Genomic DNA, 16,802 nt, shown 5'->3' on the forward strand with positions numbered 1-16,802 from the left:
GCCCTCCACCACAAGGACCATGCGATGGAAGGCCACCTTCCGCCCACCCGCCTCACCCCACCCCACGTGGCCGTAAACACCAGGCGCAGCCCCGAAACACACTCGTAAAGTTGCCGTATGCAGCTGATCCAGTCGACGAAGCTCGCGAACGTCTGTTACGAGATCCGGGGCCCGGTCCTCGAAGAGGCGATGCGGCTCGAAGCAGCAGGCCACCGCATCCTCAAGCTGAACACCGGCAACCCCGCGGCCTTCGGCTTCGAGGCACCGCCGGAGATCCTCGAGGACGTCCTGCGCAACGTCGGCTCGGCACACGGCTACGGCGACGCGAAGGGCCTCCTCGCGGCCCGCCGCGCGGTCGTCATGCACTACCAGACCCTGGGCGTCGAGTCCGACGTCGAGCACGTCTACATCGGCAACGGCGTCTCCGAGCTGATCGTGATGGCCATGCAGGCCCTGCTCGACGACGGCGACGAGGTCCTCGTACCGGCCCCGGACTACCCGCTGTGGACCGCCGCCGTATCGCTCTCCGGCGGCACCGCCGTGCACTACCGCTGCGACGAGCAGTCCGACTGGATGCCCGATCTCGCCGACGTGGAGCGGAAGATCACCGACCGCACCAAGGCGCTGGTGATCATCAACCCGAACAACCCGACCGGCGCGGTCTACAGCGACGAGGTGGTGCGCGGCCTCACCGACATCGCCCGCCGCCACAATCTGCTCGTCTGCTCCGACGAGATCTACGACAAGATCCTGTACGACGGAGTCACGCACACCCCTACCGCCGCTCTCGCCCCCGACGTGCTCACGCTCACCTTCAACGGCATGTCGAAGGCGTACCGCGTGGCCGGGTACCGCACGGGCTGGATGGTGATTTCCGGGCCGCGGGCGCACGCCTCCTCGTACATCGAGGGGCTGACGATCCTCGCGAACATGCGGCTGTGCGCGAACATGCCGGCCCAGCACGGAGTGGTGGCCGCGCTCACCGGCCGGCAGTCGATCAAGGACCTGGTCCTGCCGGGCGGCCGACTGCTCGAACAGCGCGACACCGCGTACGACCTGCTCACCCAGATCCCGGGTGTGACCTGTGTGAAGCCGAAGGGCGCGCTGTACCTGTTCCCGCGCCTCGACCCGAAGGTCTACAAGGTCAAGGACGACCGGCAGATGGTGCTCGACCTGCTGCGCGCCGAGAAGATCATGGTCGTGCACGGCACCGGCTTCAACTGGCCCGAGCCGGACCACTTCCGCATCGTGACCCTGCCGCAGGCCACCGACCTGGCGGACGCGGTCACCCGGATCGGCACGTTCCTGGACGGCTACGGCCAGCCCTGACCTGCCCATTCGAACCGGACTCAATTTTAGACCGAATCTAAGCTAGGATGGCTTCCTGAAACCGTCAGGAGGCCATCCACCATGTACGAGCCGACCCGCACGCAGCCCCGGCGGTCCGCCCACGCGATGGCCGCCCCGCACGCCGACTTCCCGCACCGCTCGCGCGAGGAGGAGCTGGACACCCAGCTCGCCGGCCACTTCGCGGCGCTGCTCGCCGTCACGGACGAGTTGCGCGCCCTGACCCAGGACACCGGCCTCGACGCGGCCGCCGAGCAACTGGCCACGGAGATCACCCGCCTCAGGGGCGGCCTCCCGCCGACGCGCTCCACCGTCGCCGCCGCCATCCACGAGCCCCACCTCGCGGCCCTCCACCAGCGCGCCCACGCCCTCGCGGGCCGCGCCCTGGTCGTCGCCGCCTCCCGAGCCGACACCACAGCGGCCATCCTCGCCGCCCACCGCATGGACGCCCACACGGCAGCCCTGCACGAGCGCGAGCCTGCGGGCGCCGCCCACTGACGGCCCCGGCCCGCAGCCGGGGAGGCTACGGGCCGGGTGCCACTTCCTCGCGGGGGCGGTAGCCCCGGGGGGCGCGGGGCTGTGACATATGCGGCTACGCCGCGTGGGCGCGCTCAGCCACTGAAAAGCCGCAGTCGCATCTGCTCATGCACCACGCAGATGCGGCTGCGGCTTTTCTCGGGTTGCTCGCGCAGTTCCCGGCGCCCCTAAATGATCAGCCCAGCCGCTCCACCAGCGACCGGTACTCGTCCCACAGTTCCTTCGGGGTGTGGTCGCCGAAGGTATTGAGGTGGTCGGGAACCAGGGCGGCCTCCTCGCGCCAGACCTCCTTGTCGACCGTCAGCAGGAACTCCAGGTCGGAGGCGGCCAGTTCGAGGCCGTCCGTGTCGAGGGAGTCGGCGGTCGGCAGGATGCCGATGGGGGTCTCGACGCCCTCGGCGCGGCCGTCGAGGCGGTCCACGATCCACTTCAGGACGCGGGAGTTCTCACCGAAGCCCGGCCACACGAACTTGCCGTCCGCGTTCTTGCGGAACCAGTTCACGTAGTAGATCTTCGGCAGCTTCGCCTGGTCCTTGTCCGCGCCGACCTTGACCCAGTGGGCCATGTAGTCGCCCATGTTGTAGCCGCAGAACGGCAGCATCGCGAAGGGGTCGCGGCGCAGCTCGCCGACCTTGCCCTCGGCGGCGGCGGTCTTCTCGGAGGCGACGTTCGCGCCGAGGAAGACGCCGTGGTTCCAGTCGAAGGACTCGGTGACGAGGGGTACGGCGCTCGCGCGGCGGCCGCCGAAGAGGATCGCCGAGATCGGCACGCCCTTCGGGTCCTCCCACTCCGGCGCAATGATCGGGCACTGCGAGGCCGGCGTGGTGAAGCGGGCGTTCGGGTGCGCGGCGGGGGTGCCGGACTCGGGGGTCCAGGAGTTGCCCTTCCAGTCCGTCAGGTGGGCCGGAGTCTCCTCCGTCATGCCCTCCCACCAGACGTCGCCGTCGTCCGTGAGCGCGACGTTCGTGAAGACCGAGTTGCCCCACAGCGTCTTCATCGCGTTGGCGTTGGTGTGCTCACCGGTGCCGGGCGCGACGCCGAAGAAACCGGCCTCGGGGTTGATCGCGTACAGGCGGCCGTCCTCGCCGAAGCGCATCCAGGCGATGTCGTCGCCGATGGTCTCGACCGTCCAGCCGGAGATCGTGGGCTCCAGCATCGCGAGGTTGGTCTTGCCGCAGGCCGAAGGGAAGGCGGCGGCCACGTACTTGGACTCACCCTGCGGCGGGGTCAGCTTGAGGATCAGCATGTGCTCGGCCAGCCAGCCCTCGTCGCGCGCCATGACGGACGCGATGCGCAGCGCGTAGCACTTCTTGCCGAGCAGGGCGTTGCCGCCGTAGCCCGAGCCGTACGACCAGATCTCGCGGGACTCCGGGAAGTGCGAGATGTACTTGGTGGGGTTGCACGGCCACGGCACGTCCGCCTCGCCCTCCTGCAGCGGGGCGCCGAGGGAGTGGACGGCCTTGACGAAGAAGCCGTCGTCGCCGAGCTCGTCCAGGACGGCCTGGCCCATCCGGGTCATCGTGCGCATCGACACCGCGACGTACGCCGAATCGGTGATCTCCACACCGATCGCGGAGAGCGGGGAGCCGACCGGGCCCATGCAGAACGGCACCACGTACATGGTGCGGCCGCGCATCGAGCCGCGGAAGATGCCGCCGTTGTTCTCCTTGCCGGAGAACAGCTCGCGCATCTCCGCCGGGGCCTTCCAGTGGTTGGTCGGGCCCGCGTCCTCCTCCTTCTCGGAGCAGATGAAGGTCCGGTCCTCGACGCGTGCGACGTCGGAGGGGTCGGAGGCCGCGTAGTACGAGTGCGGGCGCTTGATCGGGTCGAGCTTCTTGAACGTGCCCTTGGCGACGAGCTCGTCAGCCAGCCGCTCGTACTCCGCTTCCGAACCGTCGCACCAGACCACGCGGTCCGGCTGGGTCAGTTCGGCGATCTCGTCGACCCAGGAGATCAGTTCCCGGTGGTTGGTCGGGACGGTGCTGGGAGCCGCGTTGTCGCGCGCCACGATTGCTCCTTGATGAGGGGGCCTATGAAGGGGCTATGAGGGGTTTTATGAAGGGGTGTTTCATGTATGCCCCGTGGGGGCTGCGACCCGGATGCGTCATGGCTGCTCATCCGGTGCCGACCGCACTCATTTGATCATCTGACTCAAGTGCCCATATGTCCAGAGGGCCGCACACGTGAGCATCGCCACTCGATACCCCTTCCGCGCCGGTTCCGCTCCCGCCGCTGCGGCCCCTGAGTCGATGGGCTCTGATACGCAACCTACGACTCCGTAGCTACCATGCGGCGTATGACTGCGCCTGCCCATCTGTCCCCCGACCCGAGCAGCGGCGGGCCGACGCCGACGGTGCTCCCGGATCCCGAACTCGATACCGATACCGATACCGATCCCGTGAAGCCCAAGATGCGCGGCTGGTTGCACGCGGGCATGTTCCCGGCCGTCCTGATCTCCGGGATCGTGCTCACCGCGCTCACCGACTCCACCCGCGGCCGGATCGCCTGCGGGATCTTCGTCCTGACCGCCTGCCTGCTGTTCGGCGTGAGCGCGGTCTACCACCGGGGCAACTGGGGCCCGCGCGCCAACGCGGTCCTGCGCCGGCTCGATCACGCCAACATCTTCCTGATCATCGCGGGCACCTACACCCCGCTGACGATGCTGCTCCTGCCCGAGTCCAAGGGGCAGTGGCTGATGTGGGGCATCTGGGCCGCGGCCGCCGCCGGGATCGCGTTCCGGGTCTTCTGGGTCGGCGCCCCGCGCTGGCTCTACACGCCCTGCTACATCGCGATGGGCTGGGCCGCGGTCTTCTTCCTGCCCGACTTCATGCGCGCGGGCGGCATCGCCGTACTCGTCCTGGTGATCGTCGGCGGACTGCTCTACAGCGCGGGCGGGGTGATCTACGGCATGAAGCGGCCCGACCCGTCACCGCGCTGGTTCGGCTTCCACGAGGTGTTCCACTCGCTCACCCTCGCCGCGTTCATCGTGCACTACGTCGGCATCTCGCTGGTCGCGTACCAGCACGGCTGAGCACCCGCGCCGCTCACAGCCGACCGCTCTGGGGGCCCCGCCCCTCCGGCCCTCTCCCCAGTGGCCGTGGCCTCGACGCCGCGGCCACTCTCCATGTCAGGAGCCCCGTACCGGCCAGCACGACGGCCACCACGGCCGGAGTGCCGAGCAGTACGTAGCCGCCCACGCAGAGCGCCGCGAGCAGCAGCGCCGGCCCGTTCACCGATCCACGCATCCGAGCCCCCTCGCATTCGGCCCAGAGTGACACGCGCGGTACGGGTACCGGCCGGTCAACTACCGTTCCTCCAGCGGGAGTCGAGCACGCCGGCGCGGGTCACCGGTCGCCGGTGACCAGGCCCGTACGCATGCCCGCACTCATGCCCGTACGCATGGCCGAGAATGAGTGCATGAAGGCCGCACGCACCCCGGACGCTCCGCGCACCTCGAACTCCCCGGGCCTGCGCGAACGCAAGAAGCTCAAGACCCGGGCCGCGATCCGCCGGGCCACGTTCGCCCTGATCACCGAGCAGGGGTACGAGGCGACCACCGTCGAGCAGATCGCCGAGGCCGCCGAGGTCTCCCCCTCCACGGTGATCCGCTACTTCCCGGCCAAGGAGGACATCGTGCTCGGCGACCGGCACGATCCGGTCGCGGAGGCCGCGTTGCGCGCCAGGCCCGCGGACGAGCCGGTCCTCGACTCCCTGCGGCACGTCGTCAAGGCCCGGCTGCGGGCCGCGCTCGACGACCCGGCCGAGCGCGAGGAGCTGCTGCTGCGCGCCCGCCTGATCCGTGAAGTCCCCGCCGTACGCGCCCGGATGCTGGCGTCCCTCACCGACACGGCCCGCCTGCTCGCCCCGACCGTCGCCGACCGCACGGGCCGGGACCCGGACGACCTGAAGGTACGGGTCTTCACGACGGCCGTGATCGGCTCCCTCCTGGAGACCACCCTGTACTGGACGGAACACGGGACGGGGCACGGGACGGAACACGGTCACGGCCGCCCGGACGCGCTGCTCGCGCTGGTGGACGAGGCGCTGGACGTGTTCGCGGGCGGGCTGTAGCGGGCTGTAGGGGGATTGCCTGGGGGCACGACAAACCCCCGGAGGCGGAACCGCCTCCGGGGGTGACTGCCGGACCTTGCCCCTCCGGCAAAGGTGCCCGTGACAAGGTGCCCGTGACTACTTGGCGGCGAAGCCCCAGCTGTGCGTCGCGCCGCCCTTCTCGGGCCAACGGACCTCGATGCTCTTGGCGTTCGCCGGGATCATGTAGGTCTGGCAGATGGTGTAGCTCTGCCCGGCCTTCCAGTTCTCGATGTCGAGGGTGTCGTCGCAGCCGGCCGCGCTCTCGTCGGCGAACATCAGCAGACCGCCGCGGGCGCCGTCCGCGTAGATCTCGGTCTCCGAGCCCGCGTCGGGCGAACTCTCCACCACACCACCGGACTTGTTGGTGAACTTCACGTGCGCGGTGGCCGCGACCAGACCCTTGGCGTCCTTCGGGTCTTCGACCAGCTTGGCCGTCTCGGCCTCGGTGGCCACGTCGACCTTCTGCGCGGCGATCTCGTACGTGATCTTCGCGTCGTCCTCCTTGAAGGCGGCGGTGACGCTCTCGCCGGCCTTCAGCCCTCCGGGCGCCCCTTCCTCGCCGCCCTCGGGGCTGTCACCCTTCGGCTTGCCCTCGGACGTGCCCTGCTTCTCCTTGCCCGCCGACTCGCCGCCGGAGTCGGAACCCCCACAGGCGGTCAGCGCGAGCGCCAGGACGGCGACGGGCGCGGCGGCGCGCAGGACGCGGCTGCGGCGGGCGGTGCGGATGGACGTACGGCTGAACATGCTGCGGGACAAGACCCGTCTCCTCTTGCTCGAACTCCCCCGTGACGCCCGCCCAGTTGGTCGGGGACCGGCGCACGATCGGCTGGTGGCCCCAGCATAGGAACGGCCCCCGGCCTCCGTACGGCAGGGCACCGCAGGGCCCGATTCGCCCGGGAAGGTGCGCCTTGACCGCTGGAGCGGGCGCGGTGCCTCTGGAACCGGGCGTAGTGCCTCTGGAGTACGCGGAAGTCCCCCGTTGGTGGGGAACAAACGTTCCGGCGTGCTGCCGTCAGCACGTCCACGGAAATGATCAACAAGCCCCGGACCTGGGGCTTCCCCTCACCGTTACTGAAGGCGGCTGCCCGTGGTCCTCATCATCGTCATCGCCGGCCTGGCCCTGATCGCAGGCCTCGCCGCCAACCGGTATCTACGGCCCCGGCTGGTCGACGAGGACGACGCGGGCATGGGCGTGAAGGACCTCGTCGGCCCGCTGCTGACCCTGACCGTGCTGCTCCTCGCCTTCACCCTGGTCACGGCTTCCGGCTCGTACGGCAAGGCGGAGGTCGCCTCGCGCGGGGAGGCGCGGGCCCTCGACCACCTCGTCGAGATCTCCGAGTACACGCCCGACGCACCGAAGGCCAGGATCCAGGCCGACGCGGTCTGTTACGCACGGGCCGTACGCACGCAGGAATGGCCCGCCATGGCGGACGGCCACAGCTCGAGCGCGCCCAGCCTGTGGTCCACCGACCTGCGCCGCACCTTCCGCGAGCTGGACGGCAAGTCGTCCTTCGGGATGCTGGTCTCGGCGGACAACAAGCGCTCGGAGGAGCGTGAGGAGCGGCTGACCCAGTCCACCGCGAGTGTCCCCGACGCGATCCTGGCGTTCCTCCTGATCACCCTGACCATCACCGTGGTCGCCCTCGGCGTCTGTCTGCCCCGCAGGCACAACCGCGGCCAGATCCTCGCCCTGGTGGTGATCACCGCGCTGCTCACCTCGGCACTGTGCATCATCCGCGACGTCGACCGGCCCTTCGGCGGCCTCACCTCCGTCGACCCGACCGCCATCGCCGAGACGGAACGCCAGGCGACCCGCGACTACGACGCCCACCGCGCCCTCGCCTCCCTCCCCTGCGACAACAACGGCAACCGCAAGGAGAGTTGACCGGGCGTCGGCTGCGGCACGGCACGGCCCTCGGGTACCTGCGGGTATCCGGGGGCCGCTCGCGTGGAACCCCACGGCCTGAGGCGTCAGCTCAGCTCAAGGTCCCACACGAGAACCTGCTGGTCCTGCCCCGCCGAGACGGCGACCGTGCGACCGTCCAGATCAGCGATACGGACGGCGTTGACCTCGCCGCCGTGCCCGGGGGTGAACGGCCCTTGGATGAGACGCCGCTCGTCCAGCGACCACACGCACACCCGGCCGTCCTCCGAACCGGTCACCGCGACCGGACGGCCGCCCACGACGCCGACATCCATGCAGGAAGTAGAGTTCTCCCCCTCTTCTGCCTCTTCGCTCTCCTCGAACTCGATCGAGTCCTCGTCGACCGGCCCTTCCCACTCCCATGCCCCGGTGTCGGGATCCCCAAGGACCAACCGGTTCTCGCCGGCAACGACCATCCACGTATGACCGTCCAGCGTCGCCAGACCGACGTCCTGCACGGGGACGGGACAAGTGAACTCTTTGAGGACGCTTCGGGTGTCGACATCCCACAACACCACGCCGGCGTCCTCGTCGCCGAAGACCACACTCGGCCGGCCGTTCAGCGTTCCGGCCGCGATCCCCGCGACGGTGTCCCGGCATCCGGGGAGCAGAACCGGCTCGGCGTCCGGACGCTCCACATCCCACAGGTACGTACGGGCGCCGCAACTGATGAAGAACGGCCTGCCGTTCAGCCACACGGTCGTCGTCCTCCCCGTCCCGCCGTCGTCGGGCCTCGCGTGCGCGCGGACAGTGCCGCCGGCCAGATCCCACTGCGCGAAGGGCTCCTCGTAGTTGGCCCCGCCGACCACGATCCGGCCGTCCACGACCGCCGCACAGACTGAATAGAGCCGGTAGCCGTGATCGGCTTCGGTGGGAAGGTGCCCGACCATCTCGCGGAAGTCGGCGGGGCGGTACGGCAGGTCAAGCCGGTATTCCGTCCACCGGTCCGCGGACGGCTCCCAGGTGTACGCCCCGCTTCCGTCCCCGGCGCACAGGAGAAGGCGGCCCTCGACGGTGACGAGGTCGAAGTCGTCGATGACCCCGGAGGGGATCTTGCTGGAGAGTACGAGTGATGTCATGGGCCCGGAGTGTATGAGGGAGGTCTGACACTCACTCGACGTCAGTCGCGGGACCGCAGTCGCCCCTCGAAGTACGCGTAGCCGCACGGCAGTTGGCCGCCCGGCGGTTGGTCGGGTTCGAAGCGGGTGGCCCACTCGTTCACCTGGCTCAGCGTGGCGTCACCGGCCAGTCCCGCTGCGGCCAGTCGCGGCATCGTGTCGAGCTCCTGCCACTGCTCGTACGACAGGGTGAGGGAAAGCAGCCCGCTCAGTTCGGCGATCGTGCCGACGTTCTGGAGTGCGGCATCGGACAGTTCGAGCCCTTCGAGCCGAGGGAATGTCCGCAGCACGCTGAGATCGACAGGTTGTCTGGTGGCGAGTTGCACCACGCGCAGCGTCGGGTGCCCGGCCAGCTGGTGCAGGTCGACCGCGTCCAGATGCAGGCGCAGTGCCTCAAGTGGGATGTCGAGCAGCGGACGCAGGTCGACGGGACCTTCACCGAACAGCATGACTGTCCTCAAGTGTGGCGCCCCGCGGACGGGTTCGAGATCGAGACTCCTGGCCTCGTCGACGACCAGGGTGTGGATCCCGTGCGGCTTCTTCGGGATCGGACCAGCACCGCGCCAGAACGTCTCGCTGTCGTCATCCAAGTAACTCGGGATATCGACGTCGACGTCCAGGTACCCGTCCTCCTCCCAGTAGTCGCCCCGGTCGAGCGCGGCCACATGGCGGCGCAGCATGGTCGTGACCGAGTCGGCCACGTAGACAGGCCGGCCGTAATTCCTCCCGACGCGGATCACCTGGCCTGGCCGGCCGGTCGGCCCCGGATCCATGTCGACGGCCAGGTAGTCGCCGCCGGTGCTGGTCGCGAAGGGGATCCAGTTCAGACTGCTGATCCAGCGTCGGGTGGTTCCCGGCGGCTCCGCCTCGTCGGCCATCGACCACAACGGGTCGTCCGTCCACTTCCACTCGTGATGGTGATGGATATGGGTGGTCGTGGACTCCAGACCGAACCACGGGTGGCCGTGGAAAAGGCCGATATCGTCGCCGTCGGCCTCGCCGTACAGGGCCACCAGGTCAGGGGGCAGTTCGCTCCGGAAATCGGCAAGCAGCGCGGCCCGCTCGGCGGCGTCCAACGGAGGAGGCAGGGACTCCTCCTCCCCGCGGATCTCCGCACGCTTCCGTACGTACTGGCGGAACAGCCGGACGGCGTCCTCCAGGTCACCCGCGGGTGTCGGATCGGCCGGCCCGTCCTGCTCGGCACCGGGCTGCACGGGCAGGTGGTCCGGACGCAGAACACAGAGCAGCTGCCCTTGCTCCGGGTACGTCTTACGCGTGATGGCCTGACTGAGCACGGCCTCGAACCGCCCCGAGGCCTCGACAGTCAGCTCAACCGTCAGACGGTCAGCGGACGCGCCGCTGAGCTCGTACAGCTCACCGGCCTCATGCAGGCCTACGCGTATCGCCTGTTCAGAACCATCGGCCATGTCATAGAAACTGCTCCCGCCCCCGCCGCCCGAGGGCTCGCGGTAGGTACGCACCCGCCCTTGCCGCCACCCCTCCGGCGCGGCCGCCTCGATGCGCGCGGCCATGTTCCGCAGGACTCGTTCCGCGGCAGTTCTCAGCTGATCATCCATGCCGGAGAGTTCTACACCGCACCACTGACAGCCCACGCGGGCCCGCTGATGGAGGATGGCCCCACGCCCAATCGCCTTGCCCAAGAGACCTCCCCCTATCTCCTGCAGCACGCCGACAACCCCGTCGACTTGTGGCCCTGGGAGCCCGCCGCCTTCCCGGGGCAGCGCGTTAACGCCGTTCCGGCACCGGCCGTTCGCGGGGGGAGTTGGCACGGGGCAGCCCTCAGGGCCACGCCCGGTGACGCGCCGACGTCCTGTTCGCCATGCTCCGCGACGGCACCCTCACCTCCCGCCTCCACGCGCGCCGCCCCGGCTCCGCTCGTAACGCGTGCGGGGCTCACCAGCCCCCGTCGTCGAACTGGTCCAGCAGCCCGTCGGCCGACAGCTGCTCGGCGGGGCGGGCAGAGGCGCCGCCGCCCAGGTGTTGCTCGGTCCAGATGACCTTGCCGCCGGGGGTGTAGCGGGTGCCCCAGCGCTGTGCGAACTGGGCGACGAGGAAGAGGCCACGCCCGCCCTCGTCCGTGGTGGACGCGCGGCGTAGGTGCGGTGACGTTCCGCTGGCGTCCGCGACCTCGCAGATGAGGCTGTCGTCGTCGTGCAGGAGCCGGACCCGGATCGGCGGCCGACCGTAGCGGATGGCGTTGGTGATCAGCTCGCTGAGGATCAGTTCGGTGGTGTGGGCGATCTCCTCCATGCCCCACTCATCCAGCTTCGCGGCGCATTCCGCGCGTACCGGCGCCACCGCCGCGGGGTCGGGCTCCACGTGCCACTCGGCGACTTGGGCCGGGTCGAGCCGTCGGGTGCGCGCGACCAGTAGCGCGACATCGTCGGACGGGTGCGCAGGCATAACGGTGTCCGCGACCGCGCGAGCGGTTTCCTCGGGGCTGCTGCCCGCCGTCTCCTCCAATACCGCGCGGAGGATGTCCAGACCGGTGTCGATGTCACGGTCCCGGCTCTCGATCAGACCGTCGGTGTACAGAACAAGGAGCGCGCCCGCAGGCAGGTGCACTTCCATGGTCTCGAAGGGGTGACCGCCCAGGCCGAGCGGCGGGGATGCAGGTACGTCCACGTAGCTGACGGTGCCGTCCGGGTACACCACGGCGGGGCAGTGGTGTCCAGCACGGGCCAGCGTGCAAGAGCCGGTGACAGGGTCGTAGATGGCGTACAGACACGTCGCCCCGGCCACCTCCTCGTACTGCCGCCCGCTCGCGAGGCCGGCGCGGCTGTCCTCGTCGTCGATGCGGACAACGAGCTCGTCCAGGTGGGCGAGCAGCTCGTCGGGCGACAGGTCGAGTGCGGAGAAGTTGTGTACGGCGGTGCGCAGCCGGCCCATCGTCGCGGCCGCGTGCAGTCCGTGCCCGACCACGTCTCCGACGACGAGGGCGACGCGTGCGCCGGAGAGCGGGATGACGTCGAACCAGTCGCCGCCCACACCCGCTTCGGCAGGCACGTAGCGCCAGGCCGCCTCCAGTGCGGCCTGCTCGGGCAGTCCGCGGGGCAGCAGGCTGCGCTGCAGGGTTACCGCCATCGCGTGCTCGCGGGTGTAGCGGCGCGCGTTGTCGATGGCCACCGCGGCCCGCGCCGCCAGCTCCTCGGAGAAGGACACGTCGTCGTCGTCGAAGGCCGGCGAGTCGCCGCGGCGCCAGAAGTGCGCGATTCCCAGGGTCACGCCCCTGGCCCGCAGCGGGACGGTGATCAGCGAGTGCACGCCGTACTCCAGTGTCCGCCGCGCGCGGTCCGGATCGTGGCGCCCCCACGCGTCCGCACGGTGCAGATCCCGCTCCAGCACCGCATGCTCCGCATCGAGCGCCCGCGCCTGCGGCGAACCGGGCTGGAACATGATCGCTTCCCCGACCTCGTACAGCGGCTGCTCCGCTGTCTCGTCGCTGACCGCCACCCGCCGTACCCAGCGCTGGACCTGCGGAGTCGGCTCCTGGCCGCGTATGACCTCGTCCAGCAGGTCGATCGCTGCCAGGTCGGCGAAGCCGGGCACCGCCACCGTGGCCAGCTCTCTGGCCGTACGCGCCACGTCCAGCGTCGTGCCGATCCGCACCCCCGACTCGTACAACAGCTTCAGCCGTTCCCGCGCCAGCTGCGCGCGGCCCGAGACGGCGGACAGCTCGGTGGTATCGCGGAGCGTCACCACGCTGCCCGGCTCCCCGCCGTGCGGGGAGGTGGGGCGGATGTTCACCGCCAGCAGCCGGTCCCCGGACAGAAGCACCTCATCGTTCGCGGCCTCCCCCGAGGCCAGCAGCTGTGCCACGGCGTCGTCCAGACCCAACTCGCTCACGTGCCGCCGCTCGGCGCCGGCGGGCAGATCCAGCAGGCGGCGCGCCTCGTCGTTGGCCAGCACCAGGCGCCCGTCGGAGTCGAGGATGAGCACGCCCTCTCGTACCGCGTGCAGGACGGCGTCGTGGTGCTCGTACATCCGCGTCATCTCCGCCGGCCCGAGGCCGTGCGTCTGCCGCAGCAGCCGTCTGGACACCAGGGCGGTCCCGGCGGTGACGGCCACGAGGGCCGCCGCTCCGGCACCGAGGATGATCGGAAGCTGCTGGTTGATCATGCCGGTGACGTTGCGGATGGCGAGTCCCGCCGACGACATGCCGACGATGGTGCCGTCGGACGCCCGCACGGGCACCACCGCCTGGACGACATTGGTGTCCCCGCCGGTGAGGGGGCCGGTGACCGTCTCCACGGTGGTGCGGCCGCGGAGCGAGGGCTCGATCGTGCCGACGAACTTCTTCCCGATCAGTGACGGGTCGGGCTGGGTGTACCGGATCCCCTGCCGGTTCATGAGCACGATGAAATCGACCCCGGCGTCCTTACGGGCCGCCTCGGCGCGCGGCTGAAGCACCGTCGACGGACTCGGGCCCTGCATCGCCTCCGCCACACCCGGGGCATGCGCGAACGCCTGGGCCACCGCGACCGACTTCTCCCTGGCCCGGCTCGCGCCGTCCCGCTGCGCCTGGACCACCTGGGCCGTCACCGCGGCCGCGACCAGCAGCAGCACCAACACGACCTGCAGCACGAACACCTGACCCGCCGCACTGCGCAGTCGCAGCAGCGAACGCCCTTTCTCACCGGAGCTGGCGAATGGGCGCTCCGGCGGATTCCGGGGGCGGCGGAAAGGCACCTTCATGCCCCATTCCTAACACCGTGCTCCACCCCAGGCCTGAGCTAGGCCCTCTCAGCGCAGCAGCGACGAGCTGAGGTGCTTGATTGTCTTCGGTACTCATCACAGCCATGACGCTGGTCTCGATGATGGGCTCCTGACCCGGAACACCACCTGGCCGTCCCGCTGTGATGGAAGACGGCGAAGCCCCTGAGTCCAGAAGTCCTTGTTCCGTTGGTGATCGTCCAGCCTGAAGCTTCTTCGTTCCTACATAACCCCAAGGTCGACCATCACGGAGAAAGGCGCGGTGGCCTTCACCACGCCGGTGAACACCTCGCCGTCCCTGTAAGCCCCGTTGGCAGGGTCGAGAACGTAGGTGTAGACGATCGGAACGCCGGTGGCAGCCTGTTCGATGCGCCAGTAAAAGGGAATGCCGGCCTTGGCGTACTGATCCACCTTCACGATCCGGTCAGTGGTCTCCGAGCCCGGGGACACGACCTCGACCACGAGCAGCACATGCTCCGGACGGGTGGGCGTGACGTCGATGGTCTCTGCCCTGTAGACAATGACGTCCGGACGGCGGTTGGTGAGCGGGACGTCCTGCAGGCGAACGTCGAAGTCCGTGTCAGCGTTCCAGTCCGGACCCACGGCGGCGTCCAGGGCATTGGCCAGGATCCGGGCCAACCGGTTGTGCCGCTTGGAGGGCCTCGGGCTCACGACGACCATCCCATCCACGATCTCAATGCCGGCGCACTGCTCCTCGGACCAGGAGTCGTACTGCTCCGCGCTGATCTGCGTGTGCATCCACGCGGGCGCGACCATCTCCGCGGTCATGGCGTACCCCCTTCGAGGATGTTCGTCAGGTCCCGTGCTGCTCGACTCAGCGTATTGCGCCTCCCAGTCGGGACAGCGGGCTCAGGTCGAGAGCAGAAGCCCATCGCCCACAAGAGCGACCTCGGCACAAGTGGAACAATCCGCGTCCACCACGTGATGGCATACAAGTGCAAATCGGCCAAGCGGGGCAGAGACTTGCGGGTGAGCCGTCAGGCCTGCGGCAGCGTGAGAAGCTGGATCGCATGAACCGGCTGGCTGGTGTGACCTCGCCTTATCTGCTTCAGCACGCTGACAATCCGGTCGACTGGTGGCCCTGGACGCCGGAGGCTTTCGAGGAAGCGCGGCGGCGCGATGTTCCCGTTCTGCTATCGGTCGGCTACTCGGCGTGCCACTGGTGCCACGTCATGGCGCACGAGTCCTTCGAGGACGAGGTGACCGCGGCGTACATGAACGAGCACTTCGTGAACGTCAAGGTCGACCGGGAGGAGCGGCCCGACGTCGACGCCGTCTACATGGAGGCCGTGCAGGCCGCGACCGGTCAGGGTGGCTGGCCGATGACCGTGTTCCTCACCGCGGACGGCGAGCCCTTCTACTTCGGTACGTACTTCCCGCCCGACTCCCGCCACGGCATGCCCTCGTTCCGGCAGGTCCTGCAGGGCGTGACCGACGCGTGGACGGACCGCCGTGACGAGGTCGCCGAGGTCGCGGGCAAGATCGTGCGGGACCTCGCCGGGCGCGAACTGCCGTACGGGGACACCACGTTGCCCGGCGAGGAGCAGTTGGCGCAGGCGCTGCTCGGGCTCACCCGGGAGTACGACGCGACGCACGGCGGCTTCGGCGGCGCGCCCAAGTTCCCGGCCGCGATGACCATCGAGTTCCTGCTGCGGCACCACGCCCGCACCGGCTCCGAGGGCGCGCTGCAGATGGCCGTCGACACCTGCGAGCGGATGGCCCGCGGCGGGATCTACGACCAGCTGGGCGGCGGCTTCGCCCGGTACTCCGTGGACCGTGCGTGGGTGGTCCCGCACTTCGAGAAGATGCTGTACGACAACGCGCTGCTGTGCCGCGCGTACGCGCATCTGTGGCGCTCGACCGGCAGCGAACTCGCCAAGCGGGTCGCCCTGGAGACCGCCGACTTCATGGTGCGGGAACTGCGCACCAACGAGGGCGGTTTCGCCTCGGCCCTCGACGCGGACAGCGAGGACGCGACGGGTGCGCACGTCGAGGGCGCGTACTACGTGTGGACGCCCGAGCAACTGCGTACCGTCCTCGGCGAGGCTGACGCCGAACTGGCCGCCGTGCACTACGGCGTGACCGAGGAGGGCACCTTCGAGGAGGGCGCCTCGGTGCTCCAACTCCCGCAGGGCGACGCCCTGTCGGACTCCGAACGGCTGGCCTCCGTACGGGACCGGCTGCTCGCCGCGCGCGAGCAGCGCCCGCGGCCCGGCCGCGACGACAAGGTGGTCGCCGCCTGGAACGGCCTCGCCGTCGCGGCGCTCGCCGAGGTCGGCGCGTACTTCGACCGGCCCGACCTGGTGGACGCGGCACTCGCCGCCGCGGACCTGCTCGTACGGCTGCACATGGGCCCCGACGCGCGGCTCGCCCGCACCTCCATGGACGGCCGCGTCGGCGCCCACGCCGGCGTCCTCGAGGACTACGCCGATGTCGCCGAGGGCTTCCTGACCCTCGCCTCGGTCACCGGCGAAGGCGTGTGGCTGGAGTTCGCCGGGTTCCTGCTCGACCTCGTCCTCGACCGTTTCATCGGCGAGAACGGCGCCCTGTACGACACCGCGCACGACGCCGAACAGCTGATCCGCCGCCCGCAGGACCCCACCGACAACGCGACCCCGTCCGGCTGGACCGCGGCCGCCGGCGCGCTGCTCGGGTACGCGGCGCACACCGGCTCCGAGCCCCACCGCACCGCCGCGGAGCGGGCGTTGGGCGTGGTGACCGCGCTCGGCCCGCGCGCCCCGCGGTTCATCGGGCACGGGCTCGCGGTCGCGGAGGCGCTGCTCGACGGGCCCCGCGAGGTGGCCGTCGTCGGCGCCGCGGGTGATCCGGACCGCCGCGCGCTGCACCGGGCGGCGCTGCTCGCCACGGCGCCGGGCGCGGTGGTGGCCGTGGGTGACCCCGGCAGCGCCGAGCTCCCACTGCTCGTGGACCGGCCGCTGGTCGGGGGGCGCGCGGCGGCGTATGTGTGCCGGAACTTCACGTGTGAGGTGCCGGTTACGGATGTCGAGGGGTTGCGGGGGCGGTTGGGG

13 protein-coding genes and 1 pseudogene are annotated in these 16,802 nt (G+C 69.9%); 7 read left to right on the forward strand and 7 right to left on the reverse strand.

What is annotated here, in order from left to right; translation table 11 throughout:
• Positions 1-117 precede the first annotated feature (117 nt).
• Positions 118-1,329 (forward strand): pyridoxal phosphate-dependent aminotransferase, encoded by a 1,212-nt coding sequence (locus tag GUY60_RS18935; protein WP_161699370.1) that lies wholly within the window; start codon positions 118-120, stop codon positions 1,327-1,329.
• 81 nt (positions 1,330-1,410) lie between these two features.
• Positions 1,411-1,845: an SCO4983 family protein gene (locus GUY60_RS18940; RefSeq protein WP_161699372.1), complete on the forward strand. Its 435-nt coding sequence runs from the start codon at positions 1,411-1,413 to the stop codon at positions 1,843-1,845.
• 214 nt (positions 1,846-2,059) lie between these two features.
• Here GUY60_RS18940 and GUY60_RS18945 read toward each other — a convergent pair whose 3' ends face one another.
• Complete coding sequence (locus tag GUY60_RS18945; RefSeq protein ID WP_161699374.1) at positions 2,060-3,892, reverse strand: phosphoenolpyruvate carboxykinase (GTP); 1,833 nt, start codon at positions 3,890-3,892, stop codon at positions 2,060-2,062.
• A gap of 288 nt (positions 3,893-4,180) precedes the next feature.
• On the opposite strand from GUY60_RS18945, the gene trhA reads away from it, so the two are divergent.
• A complete protein-coding gene (trhA, locus tag GUY60_RS18950; RefSeq protein WP_161699376.1) occupies positions 4,181-4,915 on the forward strand; it encodes a PAQR family membrane homeostasis protein TrhA in 735 nt (244 codons plus the stop codon).
• Positions 4,916-4,928: 13 nt separating this feature from the next.
• Here trhA and GUY60_RS18955 read toward each other — a convergent pair whose 3' ends face one another.
• Positions 4,929-5,129, reverse strand: a complete 201-nt coding sequence (locus GUY60_RS18955) for a hypothetical protein (RefSeq protein WP_161699378.1) — start codon at positions 5,127-5,129, stop codon at positions 4,929-4,931.
• A gap of 172 nt (positions 5,130-5,301) precedes the next feature.
• Here GUY60_RS18955 and GUY60_RS18960 point away from each other — a divergent pair, with 172 nt between their 5' ends.
• Positions 5,302-5,955 carry a TetR/AcrR family transcriptional regulator gene (locus GUY60_RS18960; protein ID WP_161699396.1) on the forward strand — a complete coding sequence of 218 codons (654 nt, stop codon included), beginning with the start codon at positions 5,302-5,304 and terminating at the stop codon, positions 5,953-5,955.
• Positions 5,956-6,072: 117 nt separating this feature from the next.
• Here GUY60_RS18960 and GUY60_RS18965 read toward each other — a convergent pair whose 3' ends face one another.
• Complete coding sequence (locus tag GUY60_RS18965) at positions 6,073-6,732, reverse strand: hypothetical protein (protein ID WP_312866344.1); 660 nt, start codon at positions 6,730-6,732, stop codon at positions 6,073-6,075.
• A gap of 331 nt (positions 6,733-7,063) precedes the next feature.
• Between GUY60_RS18965 and GUY60_RS18970 the strand changes: the two genes are divergently transcribed.
• A complete protein-coding gene (locus tag GUY60_RS18970; RefSeq protein ID WP_161699398.1) occupies positions 7,064-7,861 on the forward strand; it encodes a bestrophin-like domain in 798 nt (265 codons plus the stop codon).
• An 86-nt stretch (positions 7,862-7,947) separates the two neighbouring features.
• Here the strand turns inward: GUY60_RS18970 and GUY60_RS18975 are convergent, their stop codons facing one another.
• Positions 7,948-8,979 (reverse strand): WD40 repeat domain-containing protein, encoded by a 1,032-nt coding sequence (locus GUY60_RS18975; protein WP_161699400.1) that lies wholly within the window; start codon positions 8,977-8,979, stop codon positions 7,948-7,950.
• Positions 8,980-9,020: 41 nt separating this feature from the next.
• Positions 9,021-10,550, reverse strand: a complete 1,530-nt coding sequence (locus tag GUY60_RS18980) for an SMI1/KNR4 family protein (protein WP_246235247.1) — start codon at positions 10,548-10,550, stop codon at positions 9,021-9,023.
• A 93-nt stretch (positions 10,551-10,643) separates the two neighbouring features.
• Here GUY60_RS18980 and GUY60_RS39955 point away from each other — a divergent pair.
• Positions 10,644-10,752 (forward strand): annotated as a pseudogene (locus GUY60_RS39955) (DUF255 domain-containing protein); the annotation flags it as partial.
• Positions 10,753-10,932: 180 nt separating this feature from the next.
• On the opposite strand, the gene GUY60_RS18990 reads toward GUY60_RS39955, so the two are convergent.
• Positions 10,933-13,734: a SpoIIE family protein phosphatase gene (locus GUY60_RS18990; RefSeq protein WP_161699404.1), complete on the reverse strand. Its 2,802-nt coding sequence runs from the start codon at positions 13,732-13,734 to the stop codon at positions 10,933-10,935.
• A 240-nt stretch (positions 13,735-13,974) separates the two neighbouring features.
• Positions 13,975-14,541, reverse strand: a complete 567-nt coding sequence (locus GUY60_RS18995) for a Uma2 family endonuclease (RefSeq protein WP_161699406.1) — start codon at positions 14,539-14,541, stop codon at positions 13,975-13,977.
• Between the two features lie 242 nt (positions 14,542-14,783).
• On the opposite strand from GUY60_RS18995, the gene GUY60_RS19000 reads away from it, so the two are divergent.
• Positions 14,784-16,802 (forward strand): thioredoxin domain-containing protein (locus GUY60_RS19000; RefSeq protein ID WP_161699408.1); only part of this gene is annotated, 2,019 nt, incomplete at its 3' end.

Origin of the sequence: Streptomyces boluensis (assembly GCF_009908195.1) — a bacterium.
Classification (GTDB): Bacteria; Actinomycetota; Actinomycetes; order Streptomycetales; family Streptomycetaceae; genus Streptomyces; species Streptomyces boluensis.

Excerpts from the sequence above, each read along its gene's own strand:
- GUY60_RS18935 (WP_161699370.1), top strand. The coding sequence starts at position 118 with ATGCAGCTGATCCAGTCGACGAAGCTCGCGAACGTCTGTTACGAGATC.
- GUY60_RS18940 (WP_161699372.1), top strand. The coding sequence starts at position 1,411 with ATGTACGAGCCGACCCGCACGCAGCCCCGGCGGTCCGCCCACGCGATG.
- trhA (WP_161699376.1), top strand. The coding sequence starts at position 4,181 with ATGACTGCGCCTGCCCATCTGTCCCCCGACCCGAGCAGCGGCGGGCCG.
- GUY60_RS18960 (WP_161699396.1), top strand. The coding sequence starts at position 5,302 with ATGAAGGCCGCACGCACCCCGGACGCTCCGCGCACCTCGAACTCCCCG.
- GUY60_RS18990 (WP_161699404.1), bottom strand. The coding sequence starts at position 13,734 with ATGAAGGTGCCTTTCCGCCGCCCCCGGAATCCGCCGGAGCGCCCATTC.
- GUY60_RS18980 (WP_246235247.1), bottom strand. The coding sequence starts at position 10,550 with ATGGCCGCGCGCATCGAGGCGGCCGCGCCGGAGGGGTGGCGGCAAGGG.
- GUY60_RS18975 (WP_161699400.1), bottom strand. The coding sequence starts at position 8,979 with ATGACATCACTCGTACTCTCCAGCAAGATCCCCTCCGGGGTCATCGAC.
- GUY60_RS18995 (WP_161699406.1), bottom strand. The coding sequence starts at position 14,541 with ATGACCGCGGAGATGGTCGCGCCCGCGTGGATGCACACGCAGATCAGC.
- GUY60_RS18955 (WP_161699378.1), bottom strand. The coding sequence starts at position 5,129 with ATGCGTGGATCGGTGAACGGGCCGGCGCTGCTGCTCGCGGCGCTCTGC.